Source organism: Psychrobacter sp. FME6 (assembly GCF_014861365.1).
Classification (GTDB): Bacteria; Pseudomonadota; Gammaproteobacteria; order Pseudomonadales; family Moraxellaceae; genus Psychrobacter.
This window is the reverse complement of sequence record NZ_RRYW01000001.1, coordinates 85,448-102,513: the sequence shown is the minus strand read 5'-3', so window position 1 is coordinate 102,513 and position 17,066 is coordinate 85,448. Positions and strand designations below refer to the sequence as shown.

Below are 17,066 nucleotides of genomic sequence, written 5' to 3'. Positions count from 1 at the left end.
CTTTTACATCAATTATGGCTACGTCTGATGCCAGCATACTTTTTAGAACACCACCCAATCTTTTACTAATTAATACTTAATACTTATACCGCAGAAGCACCGGTCAATTTTACCTCAGCACGTTCCTCACGAGCGATACCGGCATAGTAATTGCGCAAAATTTTCAATACTTCTGGACGACTAAAGTTATCTGGCACCTCTTCATCTTCTGATAGTGCCTTACGCAATTTGGTTCCTGACACTTTGACATGCTCAGAAGCTTCATGCGGGCAGGTTTTATCAGAGGCCATCGCATTACAAGCATTACACCAAAACGTCCAGCCAATTTTTAACGGTTGAGTAATCAAGTCGTCTTTGCCGACATAATCAAAAATAGCCTGCGCATCAAAGGCACCATAATAATCACCGACACCCGCATGATCGCGACCGACAATCAGATGACTACAGCCATAGTTTTGACGGAACACGGCATGCAGTAATGCTTCACGTGGACCGGCATAACGCATATCGAGCGGATAACCCGCTTGAATAACGGTGTCAGCTCTAAAATAATTATCAATTAAGGTTTTAATGGCTTCTTGGCGGACTTCCGCTGGAATGTCGCCCGGCTTTAATGCGCCTAGCAATGAATGAATCAATACGCCGTCACAAATCTCGATAGCAATCTTGGCAAGGTACTCATGCGAGCGGTGCATTGGGTTACGGGTTTGGAAGGCGGCAACCGTTTTCCAGCCTTTATTATCCAAGATCTCACGGGTCTCCGCAGGCGTTTTATAGATTTCAGGATACAAGGTTGGGAACTCGCCTTCGCTTAACACTTCGACACTGCCAGCGATATTGACCTCGCCTTGCTCTAAAACTTGCTGCACCCCTGGATGCTCTTGGTCTGTGGTAGTGAAGACTTTTTGGCATTCATAAGCTTTATCAATGGCGTACGTTTCTTCTACCGTTAAAATACCCATGATCTCGCCATCTTGCGCCACCAACGCCACTTTATCACCTTGACTTAAGCTGTCGGCAGTCACTTTAGGCGCTGATAAAGTAATGGGAATCGGCCAAAACAAGCCAGCATTGTCACCACTTTGCAAACGCATGTTATCAACCACACCTTGCCAATCTGCTTGATTCATAAAGCCTTTCAATGGCGTAAATCCGCCAATACCAAACATAATCAAATCACCGCGTTCACGTGAGCTTAAGGTGATGGTTGGCAAGGTGCTGGCAAGCTTTAATGCTTGGTTGCGCGCACTATCATTTAATAAAAGCGGCTTAAGCTCGCTGCTACCATGTGGCGGAACGAGCTTTGATGGTTTTTGATTAGCGGTTATAGATGTCATAGTGTTTTTAAAACCTCAAGGAATGGTCAAGAAAATAAATAAGCGATAATTTAAAGTTAAACGGTTAGTTGCTAATGAATAACAAATTATGGGCGACCCATGAAAATTGGAAGTTGAATTTGATAAACATAGGCTACCTAACTTTGGTTATGAAAATTTATGCTGTGTTTGGATATGGATATGTCTTAAAGGAATTTATGTTTAAGGAATCAAACTTATATGATGTAAAGCTGAATTGTTTACCTTGCGATTGGCAATAAAACTGATTAGTCGCTGCTTTTACGTTTAAAAATAACATTGAGATTACGTCATGTATCAATATAATTACGCTGACCAAACCTTAGTAGAGGAACGTGTTGCACAATTTCGTGACCAAACCGAACGGTTTTTGGCGGGCGAGCTGCCAGAAGAGCAATTTTTGCCGCTGCGTTTGCAAAATGGGCTTTATATCCAGCGTTATGCACCGATGCTGCGTATTGCGGTGCCATATGGACTGCTAGCAACCTATCAATTGCGTAAGCTGGCTGAGATTACCCGTAAATACGATAAGGGTTACGGACACTTTACCACTCGTACCAATATGCAGCTGAACTGGCCAAAACTCGAAGAAGTGCCAGATATATTGGCAGAGCTGGCGTCGGTACAGATGCACTCCATCCAAACTTCGGGTAACTGTATTCGTAATACCACCACCGACCCTTATGCTGGTATTCATAAAGAAGAGATTGCCGATCCGCGCCCTTACTGCGAGATTATTCGCCAGTGGTCAACCTTTCATCCTGAGTTTGCTTTTTTGCCGCGTAAATTTAAGATTGCCGTCATTGGCACGGCCAATGATCGGGCAGCGACGCAAGTTCATGATATTGGTTTGCATATTAAGCAAAATGACGAGGGCGAATTAGGTTTTGAAGTCATCGTTGGTGGCGGTCTTGGACGTACGCCTGTGATCGGCAAAACTATTAATAAGTTTTTACCGCGCCAGCATCTACTTAGCTATTTGGACGCTATTTTGCGCGTCTATAACCTCCATGGTCGCCGTGATAATAAATTCAAAGCTCGTATCAAAATATTGGTCGAGAGCATGGGTGGTCCTGCTTTTGCTAAATTGGTCGATGCTGAATGGGAAGCACATACCAAAGATGGGGCACTAACACTGACCGATGCCAACTTTGACAAAGCCAGTAGCTTTTTCACTGAACCCGATTACCTTAGCTTTGACGCGCTACAAGCACAGTCTGAGCTACAACAAACGCTTGATAGCGATAAAAACTTTGCTGATTGGTATCAACAAAACACCGTCGCCCACAAAATCGCAGGTTATCGGGCGATAGTGATTTCTTTAAAGGCGGGCTTAGTTAACGGCAGCTATGTGCCATCAGGTGATATTAGCGAGTCGCAAATGGATGCCCTCGCCGACCTTGCTGATAAATATAGCTTTGGCGAGCTTCGCGGTACTTATCAGCAAAATTTGGTTTTCGCTGATGTGCAAACCAATCAGTTGTATGAGCTATGGCAACAGTTGGCTAAGCTGCATTTAGCTCGTCCAAATATCAATACCCTAACCGATATGATCGTCTGCCCGGGCTGGGACTTTTGCTCACTGGCCAACGCCACTACCCATAATATCGCTGAACAAATCGAAAAACAGTTTGATGACCTCGATTACCTTTATGACTTGGGTGACATTCGTCTCAATATGTCAGGCTGCATGAATGCCTGTGCGCATCATCATACTGGTGATATTGGTATCCTTGGTGTCGATAAAAAAGGCGAATACTGGTACCAAATCAGCCTTGGCGGTAATTCTAGTAATAACGCCAAGCTCGGTAAGATACTCGGTAGAGCCGTACCTTCTGATGATGTGGCAACGACGATACAAAAGATAATCGACGTCTATCTGGAGCAACGCGTCAGCAATGAGCATGAGGTAGAAGGCTTTGGTGAGTTGATCAATCGTGTCGGCATCGCACCCTTTAAGGAGAAGGTCTATGGCTAATCATCATGTGTTAAACGAGCAAGGCGCTGATATTGGCCAAAATGATACTTGGTTGGCACTTAGTACCAATGAGCTACCAGACGGCATTGCATTAACTCACATATCACTGCTTGAGTTATTGCAAAAACAAGAGAAGCTCGATGTGCTTTTGCCACTTAGCGATTTATTAGATGCTAAAGGCAACATCGCCGGCGGGTTATTACAACAAGTACGTGAATTATTAGCCCAACATACCAGCCGTTTTGGGGTTTGGGTGACATCAGATAGCGATACAGAAGTACTGACGCGTATACCAGAGTTTTTATTACAGCAAGACCTGATTGTCATTCATGTACCCGCTTTCACTGATGGTCGCGGCTTTAGCTTTGCCCAAACCCTACGTCAAATTGGCTACCAAGGTGAGATTCGTATGGCTGGCGAGTTTGGACGTGATCAAATCGCCTATCTGTTACGTGCAGGCGCTGATAGTTTTGTGATAAGTGAGCATGATCTGCAGTCTATCTCTAATATCAGTCAAGCATTTAATGCCCTTGCCAGCAGCTACGACGGTCGCGACGCTAGCGCCTTACCGATGTTTGCAGGTGCTTAATACGCTGCCGCCATAGCAATTCTTATTAACCATTTTTTAATTCAGCTGTTTTTAATTTAGTTACGCAATTATTAATTATCACTATTATCAATTATAACCAAGGAATATATTATGAGCCAATTACACCCAAATCTAGATATCGACCAAGCCAACCAAGACTTGCAAGGTAAGTCACCTGAGCAGATTGTAGAATGGGCGCTTAGCCAAGCTAAAAACCCCATCATTACCACCAACTTCCGCCCTTACGAATCTGCCATTTTGCACTTAGTTGCGAAACAACGCCCTGATATCACCGTCTTGTGGGTGGATTCTGGCTATAACACTGATGCCACGTATCAATTTGCCAATAAAGTTATCCGCGATTTGAACTTAAATGTGATCACCTATATCCCTAAGCAAACCGCTGCCCATCGTGACGTAACGATGGAAGGTATCCCTGGTGTTGATGATGCACAACATGACGAATTTACTGATCAAGTGAAGCTTGAGCCATTCCGTCGTGCGTTGGATGAGCTAAAACCAGACGTTTGGTTTAACGCCATTCGTAAAGATCAAACCGAATTTCGCCAAGGTCTTGATGTACTTAGCCTATCAAAAGATGGCGTATTAAAAGTAGCACCGTTATTTGAAAAAACTGATGCTGATCTAGATGTTTATCTTGAAGAAAACAGCCTACCCAATGAGTTTGACTATTTTGATCCGACTAAGGTAGAAGAGCACCGCGAGTGTGGTTTGCATACGCAGTTGTAAGTAACTAGCTAGCAATAAAAGACTAAATGATTAGGACACGCCCTAGAGATGTTAAGAAAAAAAAGAAGCGATGATGCTAAATCATCGCTTCTTTTTGTGTTTAGAATGATATTTGCCATGAGGTTTTATATAAATGCAGAGCTCTACAATCGCTTGAGTTAAATAAATAACGTTTCTTTAACGTTTTATTGTCAAGCTTTGCGGTATTCTATGGCTTGCCTTAGTAGTTGCGCGGTATTAAACCAACGCTTTCAAGCCACATCATGGATGAGGCTGCTCCTATTTTCCTTACCGGCACTCGCGCTCATTAATATGGATATTTGTTATGCCCTTTATAAAAAAAATCGATTCACTGTACGAGAAGCTTCACGATAAGCTGCCAGCTGTAGGTAAAGCCGCCTCTTTTTTAACCGGTACGAGTGTTCTCACGGCCAATAGTGCGATGGTGGGCCTGCCCATCTGGACTTTGGGGGCGGCAAAAGTGTTGACCGGAGCAAAAGTCACAGACGATGCGCTGATTGCGATTACCAAATACTGGATCAATAGTAATAACGCCGTCATTGACCATGCGCTACCGCATAAAGACTGGCGGATTAATCTGCCTGACGATCTGAGTGAAGACAAGCAGTATCTGCTGGTCAGCAACCATCAATCGTGGGTCGATACCAGTATCGTGCAATACATCAGTCAAGATACGCTGCCTTTAACGCGATTTTTTACTAAGTTTAATTTGATTTATATCCCAGTTATCGGTCAAGCTTTTTACTTCTTAGACTTTCCGATGATTAAGCGATTTTCTCCTAAAGCGATGGCCAAGAATCCAGAACTTAAAAAGCAAAATTTAATCGAAGCCAAACGTGCCTGTCGTCAATTAAAAAACAAACCTTTTGCCCTGCTTAATTACTTAGAAGGCACGCGCTTTACGGTAGAGAAACACGATAAGCAAGGCTCACCTTATCAGCACTTATTAAAGCCGCGGGCGGGTGGTTTATCATTAGCGATTAATGCCTTAGGCGATCAGATGGACTCCATTTTGGATATTACTATCGTCTATCCTGACGGCACTCCTGACTACGATGATTTATGGAAAGGTAATATTCGCCGTTTGGGCGTTGATGTCACGCGCTTAAAAATACCGGATAAGTTATTTGCGGCGATTATGGATGGCGGCTATGATCGTGATGAAGCTACCAAAGCGATGATGTTTGAGTGGTTAGAAGATATCTGGCAACAAAAAGATGCCCGCATTACTAAAATGCTGAGTGAGTTTGAGTAGGTTTTGGCATGCGGTTGAAGATGTTTGATTATTCAGCAACATAAGGATAGTCAAACTCACGATGAAAATATACATTTTCTTCTTCTTTATCGTCTATCCCTCCAATTCCAACTATTACAGATTGTGTTTTAAAAGGTCTAAAAGTTCTCTGTATTAAGTTTGGATTATCGGTGTCCAAACAGATCTTCTCTTCTTTTTCTATAATATAATACTTTTCATCTATAGGAGCTATAGTTAGCATTGTGCGACTTTGATCGTCAGGAATATCGTAATTATATATCTCTAAGTCGCTCATTCTTATATATTTTATTTGTATAGGCTGATCATGTAATACTGTTGTTGCAAATAAGGGTTCAAAACACAAATCACCATCACTGTTGGTTGATATTTCAATATCACCTTCTATTATAGAAGAAGGATGGGGCTTTTTAAAACAGCCAGAAATACCTACTATCAGCAACGAACAGATCGGTAATGCAAGACAAGATACAAATCGCTTCGACAGATTACTCATAAACATTTAGAATCCTTTTGATGATATCGGTAAAAGATTTAATCGGCCCATATATAGTCAGCTGAAAATAAAAATGTTATATAAGCTCAAATGCGCTACTGGGATGAATTTTACTTGCGTGCTGTGCCTACGCCGACAGAGGCTGCGCAACCTATATTTTAAAAAACAAGCATCCCAGTAGCGCTATAACACTTTTGAAGTGTATCGACTATACAAACAACAGCTAGGCAGAAAAACAGTATTCAGGTATGTCATTTACTATTGTCTTCCGAAGAGATAATACCTAATTCTATATTTATAGCATCAAACTCTGCTATGATTATCTCATTTCTATATAAAGCTTCTATCATATCGAAAGGAGGTTCTTCATAGTACCAACCGTCTTCTTTTATAGTGACAAACCTTTGAAAAATAACTTCCCCAAAAGTATTGTCTATATCACCTTCTCCTAAAAAATCATAGATTTTATCTTCGTTTTTAGGGCTTAGGATTATGTTATGGGTGGCTTGTTTGTTAGGAAATAAAACCCTAGAGCTTTCGCCATTACAATCTGCACCAGCTCCATATACTTCTAAGTATAAATCGAAGCCTCCTAACTGCCTTTCAACAATCAATTCCCAGTTGGCTTGTAGCCAGTCATCTTTAAAGAATTCAGCATTACCTGAACTCTCTAATTTTTTAACTGCTGACCAATATAAACATAACAGGTTAGCATAGTCTTTTAAAACGTTATTCATATACAATTAGCCCGATTTATTTCTACTTTACAGTTATTTTTATTAATTATTGAACCAGTTGATATTAGAACGATAGAAAAGCTCACTTCTTCTTTAAACATAAATCAGTCCTTCACCAGGAGTTGGTTTATAAGTCTTTTTATCTATAACTTTTAAAACACCTCTATCGGAGGTTGATATTTTATGCGTCAGCTATCTTTTACAGCAAAATCCTACGTGACTGCCATCATTCCATTTACCCTTGCTATCGTAATAAGAACTATCACATTAAAAAAACAATTATCTACTTTTAAAACACCTATTCCACATCTCACCAAAAACCATCGTCATCATGTCAAAAACGAATATGCTAATGCCAATTCTTTACGTGAGCTGCCGTACCTAATAAACCATAATAGTGGCATACACTAAATTGAATAACTGGTGATGCTATGAACACTTTTCCATTGTTTTTTAAATTAGAAGGCCGCAAAGTACTTATTGTCGGCGGCGGCGATGTGGCGCTACGTAAAGCTGACTTGCTCAGCCGTGCTGGCGCGTGCATCACAATCCTTGCCCCTGATATCTGCGCTGAGCTACAGGCACTACTCACAAATAATAAAACAGATGCTAAGCACCAATTGATTTATGAGAATTATAATAAAACTTATATGACAGGCGCACGCGTCATCATCGCTGGCACCGATGATGAAGCACTCAATCATCAAATTCACGCCGATGCTACCGAGTTAAATATCCCCGTAAACGTCGTCGATACACCGTACTTGTGTGACTTTATTTTCCCCGCTATCATTGATCGTAATCCGATTGTGATTGGTATCTCATCGAATGGTAAAGCACCAGTGTTGGCACGTCTACTGCGTGCGCGTCTCGAGACCTTGATTCCGCAAGGCTATGGCAAATTGGCGAAGCTGGCTGGTGAATTTCGTGGCGAAGTAAAAGCCAAAATACCAACATTGACTGGACGTCGACAGTTTTGGGAGCGTGCCTTTGAAGGTTCAGTCAGTCAGCTGATGTTTGCAGGTAACGAAAAGGAAGCTGCCGCGCAATTGCGAGCTGATTTAGACAGTACTGCTGCTGCAATCACTGCAAAAAACACCGCAGATGATAATGTACTGAGCACTGTTTCAAAGTCTGCTTCAACATCTGCGCCAGTGATAGCCGATGAGCTAACAGAAACACCAAGTACGATAGGTGAAGTCTATATCGTCGGTGCCGGTCCTGGTGACCCAGAATTATTAACCTTTAAAGCGCTACGTCTGATGCAACAAGCCGATATCGTCTATTATGATGCATTGGTGTCGCCACAAGTATTGGATTTATGCCGCCGCGATGCTGATAAAGTATTCGTTGGTAAAAAACGCAGCAACCACGCCGTGGCGCAATTGGGCATCAATGAGCTACTAGTCAATAGCGCTAAAGAAGGACGGCGTGTGGTACGTCTAAAAGGCGGCGACCCCTTTATCTTTGGGCGTGGCGGTGAAGAAATAGAAAGCCTGCGCGCGCACGGCGTACCTTACCAAGTCGTACCCGGCATTACCGCAGCCAACGCCGCTGCCAGCTATGCCGGTATTCCGCTGACCCATCGCGACCATTCGCAGTCGGTACGCTTTGTCACTGGATTTTTAAAAGCTGGTGCACCTAATAATAACTTTAAAAACTTCTTGGATACCGATGAGACCGTAGTCTTCTATATGGGTTTGCATTCACTGCCTCGTTTAACTGAAGGTTTGATTGACGCAGGACGCAGTAGCGATACCCCAATTGCTATCGTCTCTAATGCCAGTATGCCCAATCAGCAAGTATTAACCGGCACGCTTGCCGATATCGTTGAGTTGCAAGAACAAAACCAGCTCCCCACGCCAGCTTTGCTCATTATGGGGGACGTGGTAGCGCTACATGATGATTTGGCTTGGTATAATTTACAAAATCAGCAGCACAGTCAAAGTACTAGCGATACGAATAGTAACTGGTTACGCGGCGGTACAGCGGCTACACCAAACATAGATAATACTAGCCAGCAAGCCCATGCATTATCAATGGTGGCAAGTCTTGCTGAGCAACAAGACAGTGAAAGCTTAGAGCAGTTGGTGATTGGTTAAATCTATTTTTAAACTTCCAAACAGTATTAAAAAGCCCTAGCAATCTACTGCTGGGGCTTTTTTAGCTCTTAGTTTTTAGTCCTTTTTTTCTCAAGTACCTTTATAAGCTTGCTATGAATTGACGATGCATCTGCAGGCGGATTGCTAATAGGCGTATTTTTGATAAGCAATGTGTATTCGTAATCAGGCTCATAATCAAAACCTTCTATAGCACTATATCTATACTCCCAGTCCGACTGACTATTAGCTTGTTTAGCAGGCTTAATCAGTAAGCATAGTTGTGGCGCAACACCGACACAGTCTACCTGATGGTCAGCGACCATGATTTTACGTAAAACATAAGGCATAGCACGGACAATAATTTGGCGCTTATTATCTGATTGTGATGTCGATTGCTCTCCCATCACTTCGATGTAATCACCGACAGCCAATTCTTGCATTTGATAAGCATTCTGCTGACCGAAATTAGACCTGCTAATGGACGCTGTATAAGGTTGTCCATTCTTAGTCATAAGAATCACTTTTTGCTGCGCTCTATCTTGCGAAATAACACCAGTCACTTGGCCAATGATTGCTTCGGAACGACTCGGCTTAATCGAATGGATAAACGAGTTGCTGTCTTTGACTTGACTCACACTGGTTTTATTATCCATATTGGTCTGCTCATGACTACTGCAAGCAGCCAGAGATGAGCTGGCTAGCAAAGCCAATGTGCATAATCTGATAAACGACATAGGATATCCTTATTAATGATAATTTAGATATTACTAACGATTAAGATTTTTCGGTATGACTCATTTGTTATTTAGGGCGTGTCCTCATTTTAAAATAGTGCAGATAATATCGGGATATTAGCCAACTATTTGACGATGTTTGGCAAAATTTAGCCATTTTTAGCCCATTTAGGTATGATCGTTTAGATTGAGGACACACCCTAGTACTATATGAAAGCGATACCGTTTTAAAGTGAATTTACTATAAGTTCATAACCACAGCAAACCGCAGCAATTCTTGCTAGAATAATCGCTGTCTTTTATCCATCATTAAGTCTAATTATGCCTGCATCTGCTATTAAACCGCTTACTATTCTTCACACCTCTGACTGGCATTTAGGGCGCAGGTTATATGGGCGCATGCGTTATGAAGAATTTGAAGCATTTTTAAGCTGGTTGCAAGAGACTATTAGCACGCAAAAAGTGGATGTACTTATAGTCGCAGGTGATATATTTGACACCATGACTCCTAGTAATAGAGCCCAAGCGCTTTATTATGAGTTTTTAGGCAAGGTGTCAAAATCCTGCTGTCAGCATATCGTCATCGTCGCAGGCAACCACGACTCCCCTACTTTTTTAGATGCGCCAAGCAATGTCTTAAAGTTTCTCAATGTTCATGTTATCGGTACCGCTTGTGAAGACTTAAATGATGAAGTGTTGGTTTTAGACGATGCCGACGGTACAGCGCATTGCATTATTGCCGCTGTCCCCTATCTGCGTGATCGCGACGTTCGAAATAGTCATGCTGGCGAGTCAGTAGATAGCAAAGATGCCAATGTCATCGCTGGTATCTGCACGCATTATGATGAAGTGGCGAGCATTGCCAAAACCAAGCAAGCTGAACTAGCTAAGGCGCACAAGCGGCACATTCCTATTATCGCCACAGGGCACCTGTTCGCGGCGGGTGGCACCACGACCGATGATGATGGCGTGCGCGATTTGTATGTGGGCTCACTTGGCAAGGTTTCTGCCGATATGTTCGATGATGGGTTTGACTATGTGGCGCTTGGACATTTGCATGTACCGCAGCGTGTCGGTGGTCGTGAGAGTATCCGCTATTCAGGATCACCTATTGCTATGGGTTTTGGTGAAGCAAAACAGCAGAAACAAGTTTTGTTAGTACAATTTGGTGTAGCAGAAAATGATGTTGAAGATGAAGTCTTAGCGTCAGAAGTTGCCATTGAGCATTCTTTAGCACCAATCAAAGAAACCACTAAAAAAATAGCAGCTCAAACATCTGAATTTATGGATGATTTATTTAGTTTTGAAGAGTTAGTAGAAAATAGTGAAAGTGACAAAAAGTTGATTGATGAAGAAGTTTCCAATCGAGCAGAGTTTATACTAAATACTGAAACCTCTAATCTATTGCATCACGATAAATCACGTCAGATGCAAATTGTCTCCCTACCTATTCCAAAATTCCAAAAATTGGCGCAAGTTTCAGGCGATTTAGCAACCATTAAACAAATGATTGATAGGACGATAGATGCCTTGACTGAGTCAGTATGGTTAGAAGTTGTTTATGACGGTGATGAAGTGGTTAGTGACTTACGTGAGCATATCCAAGCGATGGTAGAGGGCTTACCGTGTGAGGTGTTAAAAATAAAAAATACGCAAACTTATAATAAAGTCCTCAATCAACATCAAGCCTCTGAGACGCTACAAGACTTAAATGAGCAAGAAGTGTTTGAGCGCTGTTTGACCGCTCATAACGTCCCTGATGAACAAAAAACAACCTTACGTGATGCTTATGAACAAATCGTTTATAACCTGCATCATGAAGACACTCAGGCAGAATAATATAAAAACAGCTTAATAATTTTTAACTACTTCATGATTCCATCACGATTTTCGTTATTACTATGACTGATAAAAATAAGACCCCGCCATGCGCTTAATTGAACTTCGACTCAAAAACCTCAACTCCTTAAAAGGCGAATGGCACATTAATTTTAGTGACCCTGCCTTTCTTAACGAAGGTATCTTTGCCATCACTGGGCAAACGGGCGCTGGCAAGACTACCATTTTAGATGCGATTTGCTTAGCATTATACAGCCAAACACCGAGATTAGGCGATATTACAGGTTCGGCAAATGAGATGATGACCCAAGGTACGGGCGAATGCTCAGCAGAAGTCATTATCGAGATTGATTCCAAACGCTATCAGTGTTCATGGTACCAACATCGTGCCCACAAAAAAGCCAAGGGCAATTTATTACCAATCAAGCATGAGATCAGCGAAGTCGAATCTGGCAAGATTTTAGAAGAAAAAAAGTCTAAGACCTCAGCTTACATCCAAAACTTAATTGGTATGGATTTTAACCAATTCACGCGCTCTATTATGTTGGCACAAGGCAGTTTTGCCGCGTTTTTAAAGTCAGATATTGGCGATAGAGCAGCCATTTTAGAGAAGATAACCGGTACGGCTATTTATGCCAAAATCTCGCTCAATGTCCATGAAAAGAAACGCTTTGAGGACGAGGTGCTCGGTAAGTTGCAGGCAGGCGTGGATGGATTATCGTTATTAAGTGCTGAAGACGAAAATCTGCTTGTAGCTGAGCTAAAAGACCTTAATGAACAGCAGGATAAGCAACGCCAAACCTTTAAAACACTGGGCGAGCAGCTGCAGTGGCTAGATAGTGTGCAAGAGTTGCGGCAAAACCTGTCTACTTATAAAACTGATTTTTCAACAGCACAGCAAGCACAGCAAGTATTCATCCCAGAAGCACAGCGCTTAGCATTGGCCAATAAAGCGTTAGAGATTGACAGCCAATTTCGTGAGCTTAGCTATAGCCGTGACACGGTAAAAAAAATGGATGCTGAACAACAACATTTGCTTGATAAAATTCCGACACAGCAACAAACACTTGAGCAAGCGTCTAGTCAGTTAAAAACTGTCACAGAGCTTGAAAATCAAGCCACAAACAACTTACAAACTGCTTTACCCATCATTGCAAAAACGCGCGAGTTGGATAGTAATATAAAGCAGCAGTCACAGTCTTTAGTGGACGACAATCAACGCAAAAAAATACTAGCCGCTAATGTCCAAAAACTATGTCAAGAAATAACTAGTCACAAACAAACGGAATACCAAACCAGAACTCAGCTTAGCAGCATGGAAAAGTATTTTAATGATTATAAAGAGCTGGTGGACCTTGATACGGATATGGCTACCTTTGACAATAGCTGTAAACGCTTAAGAGCACTCCTAGAAGATAATGTCAGCTTAAGCGTTGATAAGCTGACTCACGATAATCGAGCCAAACAGCTGCAAACTGATTCTGATAAGTTAATTGCACAGCAAAACCTAGATCAATCACGAATTCAACAGCAACGTGAACAGCTTACTAGCCTACAACAGCAGCAAGCCACACTTATTAAAAATCAGCCCATTGCTAATATGCGCAGCGAGCAAGAGCAAGTCGATCAAATCAGCACTCAGATTGAACAAGCCAGTTTTAAGCTGCGACAGCTATCTGAGATTGCTAGCCAAATTAAACACATTAACCTAACATTACCAACACTGAATCAGGAAGTAATAACATTAGAAGGTTTGATTGCCAGTCACAAGAGTGATATTCAAGAAGCCAAGCTCAAAAAACAAGATAAGCAAGAGTATCTACATCTACTACAAAAGGTCGCTAAGCTTGAAGATTATATAATAGAGTTAGAGGATGGTGTGCCCTGCCCGCTTTGTGGCGCAAACGAACACCCTTATGGTAAAAACCATCCGTTATTGGACAATTGTATCGATAATAGAAAAGAGCTGTCACAAACACAACAGACCCAGCAGAAAATAACGGAACTAAAGACGCTCATTGAAAATATCGAGCAAGGTTTATCCAAACATCATATCGACCATGCCACCAAAAAAGAAGCCATCAATAATCAACAGCAGCAGTTAGCACCCTTACAGCAGCAATCTAAGACGTTATACAGCGATATTCGAGATTGTATATCCTCACTGTTTGACGTTGAAAACCATTATTCTGAATCGACTGTGGCGATTATCAATCCTCTTAATCAGATGAAAGATGACATCAAGGCAACTATCACTAATATAGCCCACTCCTTAACCTTATTGGATGACACTAAAAACAACTTAGCTGAGCATAGACAGTCTCTTAAAACGATAGTGGTCAAATATGAAAACCTAACTGAAAGTGCTTCAACGCTCAGCACTGCTATCGAGGCCGATGAAAAACAACAACAAGCGCTTATTAGCGACATAAGTAGCCTGACAACTGATATCAAGCTTAATGCTCAAAAAGTTGAGAGCATCGAATATGAGAAAGCTGTTAATTTTTCTGAACTAACACCCATGATGACCACTATTTCATCTTTGGTGGATAAGTATCCTGCGGATAAACACCAAAGCTATTTAATGACGGAGCTGACAGTAACAGACGTTCAATCCGCACTTGAGCAACTGGGTAATAGTATCAATGCGCAAGAAGTACTAGATAAAGTCGATTATGACCGCCATCTTGACAAATTGCGTGCACAACGTAATGCTTTGAAGCAGTTAAAACAATATTACAATGAGCAAAGTAGCAGCCAACAACAACTGACCAATACCCTTAGTAGCTTGGTTGCACACATTGAGAGCAAACAATCGCAGCTTACCAATGATGAAACAGCGCTCAATGAACTAGAGAACCTCATCGCTCATAAAACAAATGCTATCGAACAATCCATTAGAGATAGAAAAGAGATTTTTGCAGATAAAGATCCAAAAAATGAAGAAGACCAGTTACGTAGTGCTGTTGATGACGCTAAAGCCAAGCAAGTAGTAGCACAAAGACAGCTGGATACTGTGCAGCAGGTATTAGAGCAATTAAAGCTTAGAAAACAACAGCTGGACACAGAGTTACAGTCTGCGGCTACTACAATGAATGCTCAGCAAAGCACCTTTACTGACCTACTCTCAGAGTCACAGTTCGTAGATGAAGCAGAGTTTATCAATGCACGCCTAGCAAAAGAGCAACGTGACGATTTAAGTCAACGTAAACAGTCTATTGAGAGTGCTGTGCAACATACCAAGTCACAACTAGATAGCACCCAGCACGCGCTAGACAAAAAACTGGCGACACCTTTGACGGATCAAAGCCAAAAAGAGATTACGGTACAGCACCATCAGACCCAAAGCGATATTGATCAGCTAAATCAGCAAATCGGCGCGATTGACCAAAAGCTCAAGGACAATACCAGCCAAAAAGGTGAGCAAGCGGCACAGATCAGCGCCATCGACGAGCAAAAACAAAAGCTGCAAGTCTGGCAGCAACTGCATACATTGATTGGCTCAGCTGATGGTAAAAAGTACCGTACCTTCGCGCAAGGTTTAACCTTTCAGGTGATGATCAATCATGCCAATAGTCAATTACAAAAGATGAGTGACCGCTATTTACTTATTCATGATGACAGCAATCCGCTTGAGCTTAATGTCATTGATAACTACCAAGGCGGCGATATTCGCAGTACCAAAAACTTATCCGGTGGTGAAGGCTTTATTATCAGTCTTGCTTTAGCACTCGGTTTATCGCAGATGGCCAGTCATAATATTCGCGTCGATTCATTATTTTTGGATGAAGGCTTTGGTACGCTTGATGAAGAGTCACTAGATATTGCCCTTGATACATTAACCAGCTTGCAGCAAGAAGGTAAATTGATTGGAATTATCTCTCACGTTCAAGCATTAAAGGATCGTATTTTGACCCAGATTAAAGTTGAAAAACTCTCTGGTGGTTTTAGCCAAATTAGCGGTCAAGGCTGTCGCCGAGTCACTCATGAAAAGGCGTCGTGATTTGGCGTAATATTGAATAAAGCAGCTGATTAAAATTGAGATAAAAGGATATTGCTATGGGTATTGATACCAATCGTTTTAATATTAAACGAGGCTTTGGGAAAATAGCTATAAACCCTACTAGCTTAGCATTGTTAACGGTTTTATCTATTGTCGCAATATCTATCAGTGCTATCAGCCCAGCTTATGCAACGATTAATTGTGCCGGTTATTTACCGAGTAGTTATTTTGAGCGTATCGAAAACAATAAGCCTTTTGCTGGCAAGCTAATCGAACAAGACGATGGGTCGTCGCAGCTGCAAGACCTAAGCGGTAATATCGTCATGGATAATTTGTCTGATGCTTATATAGTGATGGATAAATACGTCATCGCTAAGCAAGACGGTAAATATGGTGTTATCAATGCGGCTGGCAAGATTATCGTACCTTTTGAATATAATGCTATTCAAACTGAACCTGATATAGCAACCAGCTTTATTGTCAGCGCCGAATCATCAAGCGGCAAAACCAAACAGGGTATTATTAATCGTCATGGCGACTGGATTTATAAACTGACGGACGCTCGTATCCAGCACGCACATTATGACTCTGATTACGACCAAGATTATTTTATTATTACTAATGAGAAACAGCTTACTGGACTGCTTGATGATCGAGGTTATTGGACTGTGATGCCGCAATACGAGGTAATCCAGCCGTTAAATGCCTGCACTGGCGAGCCTTTATACTTACAGGTAGACTTAAAAGATAAAACGGCGCTTATTAATCAAAACAGTGAAGTCATCATTCCTTTTGCCGCCAATCAACATATTGAAACTTTTAATAACAATATCAGTCCCCCACTTTTTTTACGCAGCACTTTAATGGCTGGCAGCACAGCGACTGGCATGAGTGAAGATATCCAAGAAGATATTATTAGCGCCCAGATTATCGATGCGGGTGGCAAGTTAATCCTCTCATCGGATGCACCGATTAGAAAGCTGCTATACCATCAGTTTTATACTTATAAACAAGCTGGCAAGTTTGGGATTGTTGATGATAACGGCGATGTGATACTAAAACCTCAATTTGATAGCTATCGCGACGATGCAGATAAGGTTTGGGTAGAAAAAGACGGCAAAATGCTGCGTTTAAAGTCCTTAATAAAGTTAGATTAGTAGCATAACAAAATAAAAAGCCATCTTCATAT

13 protein-coding genes are annotated in these 17,066 nt (G+C 41.7%); 9 read left to right on the top strand and 4 right to left on the bottom strand.

Annotated elements, in window-relative coordinates; translation table 11 throughout:
* Nucleotides 1-83: 83 nt before the first annotated feature.
* Nucleotides 84-1,337, bottom strand: a complete 1,254-nt coding sequence (gene sat, locus EI162_RS00380) for a sulfate adenylyltransferase (RefSeq protein WP_192522446.1) — start codon at nt 1,335-1,337, stop codon at nt 84-86.
* A 310-nt stretch (nt 1,338-1,647) separates the two neighbouring features.
* Between sat and EI162_RS00375 the strand changes: the two genes are divergently transcribed.
* From EI162_RS00375 to EI162_RS00360, 4 genes are all read left to right on the top strand, one after another.
* Entirely contained in the window at nt 1,648-3,333 is a 1,686-nt protein-coding gene (locus tag EI162_RS00375; protein ID WP_192522445.1) for a nitrite/sulfite reductase, read from the top strand.
* Nucleotides 3,326-3,922, top strand: coding sequence for a DUF934 domain-containing protein (locus EI162_RS00370; protein ID WP_192522444.1), 597 nt, complete (start codon nt 3,326-3,328; stop codon nt 3,920-3,922). The genes EI162_RS00375 and EI162_RS00370 overlap by 8 nt, the downstream gene beginning before the upstream one ends.
* Nucleotides 3,923-4,033: 111 nt before the next feature.
* Nucleotides 4,034-4,672 carry a phosphoadenosine phosphosulfate reductase family protein gene (locus tag EI162_RS00365; RefSeq protein ID WP_192522443.1) on the top strand — a complete coding sequence of 213 codons (639 nt, stop codon included), beginning with the start codon at nt 4,034-4,036 and terminating at the stop codon, nt 4,670-4,672.
* A 325-nt stretch (nt 4,673-4,997) separates the two neighbouring features.
* Nucleotides 4,998-5,948: an acetyltransferase gene (locus tag EI162_RS00360; protein ID WP_192522442.1), complete on the top strand. Its 951-nt coding sequence runs from the start codon at nt 4,998-5,000 to the stop codon at nt 5,946-5,948.
* Nucleotides 5,949-5,976: 28 nt separating this feature from the next.
* On the opposite strand, the gene EI162_RS00355 is transcribed toward EI162_RS00360, so the two are convergent.
* Together EI162_RS00355 and EI162_RS00350 are read right to left on the bottom strand one after the other, a co-directional pair.
* Entirely contained in the window at nt 5,977-6,468 is a 492-nt protein-coding gene (locus tag EI162_RS00355) for a hypothetical protein (RefSeq protein WP_192522441.1), read from the bottom strand.
* 245 nt (nt 6,469-6,713) lie between these two features.
* Entirely contained in the window at nt 6,714-7,199 is a 486-nt protein-coding gene (locus tag EI162_RS00350; RefSeq protein WP_192522440.1) for a hypothetical protein, read from the bottom strand.
* A 183-nt stretch (nt 7,200-7,382) separates the two neighbouring features.
* Here EI162_RS00350 and EI162_RS00345 point away from each other — a divergent pair, with 183 nt between their 5' ends.
* Nucleotides 7,383-7,610, top strand: a complete 228-nt coding sequence (locus EI162_RS00345; RefSeq protein WP_192522439.1) for a hypothetical protein — start codon at nt 7,383-7,385, stop codon at nt 7,608-7,610.
* A 20-nt stretch (nt 7,611-7,630) separates the two neighbouring features.
* Nucleotides 7,631-9,301 carry a siroheme synthase CysG gene (gene cysG / locus EI162_RS00340; RefSeq protein ID WP_192522438.1) on the top strand — a complete coding sequence of 557 codons (1,671 nt, stop codon included), beginning with the start codon at nt 7,631-7,633 and terminating at the stop codon, nt 9,299-9,301.
* Nucleotides 9,302-9,369: 68 nt separating this feature from the next.
* Here cysG and EI162_RS00335 read toward each other — a convergent pair whose 3' ends face one another.
* Nucleotides 9,370-10,035, bottom strand: coding sequence for a DUF4377 domain-containing protein (locus EI162_RS00335; protein ID WP_192522437.1), 666 nt, complete (start codon nt 10,033-10,035; stop codon nt 9,370-9,372).
* Between the two features lie 321 nt (nt 10,036-10,356).
* Here EI162_RS00335 and EI162_RS00330 point away from each other — a divergent pair, with 321 nt between their 5' ends.
* The 3 genes from EI162_RS00330 to EI162_RS00320 all read left to right on the top strand — a co-directional run bounded on the left by EI162_RS00330 (nt 10,357) and on the right by EI162_RS00320 (nt 17,034).
* Nucleotides 10,357-11,874 carry an exonuclease SbcCD subunit D C-terminal domain-containing protein gene (locus EI162_RS00330; RefSeq protein ID WP_192522436.1) on the top strand — a complete coding sequence of 506 codons (1,518 nt, stop codon included), beginning with the start codon at nt 10,357-10,359 and terminating at the stop codon, nt 11,872-11,874.
* Between the two features lie 88 nt (nt 11,875-11,962).
* Nucleotides 11,963-15,877, top strand: coding sequence for an AAA family ATPase (locus EI162_RS00325; RefSeq protein WP_192522435.1), 3,915 nt, complete (start codon nt 11,963-11,965; stop codon nt 15,875-15,877).
* A gap of 56 nt (nt 15,878-15,933) precedes the next feature.
* Nucleotides 15,934-17,034, top strand: coding sequence for a WG repeat-containing protein (locus EI162_RS00320; RefSeq protein WP_192522434.1), 1,101 nt, complete (start codon nt 15,934-15,936; stop codon nt 17,032-17,034).
* Nucleotides 17,035-17,066 lie beyond the last annotated feature (32 nt).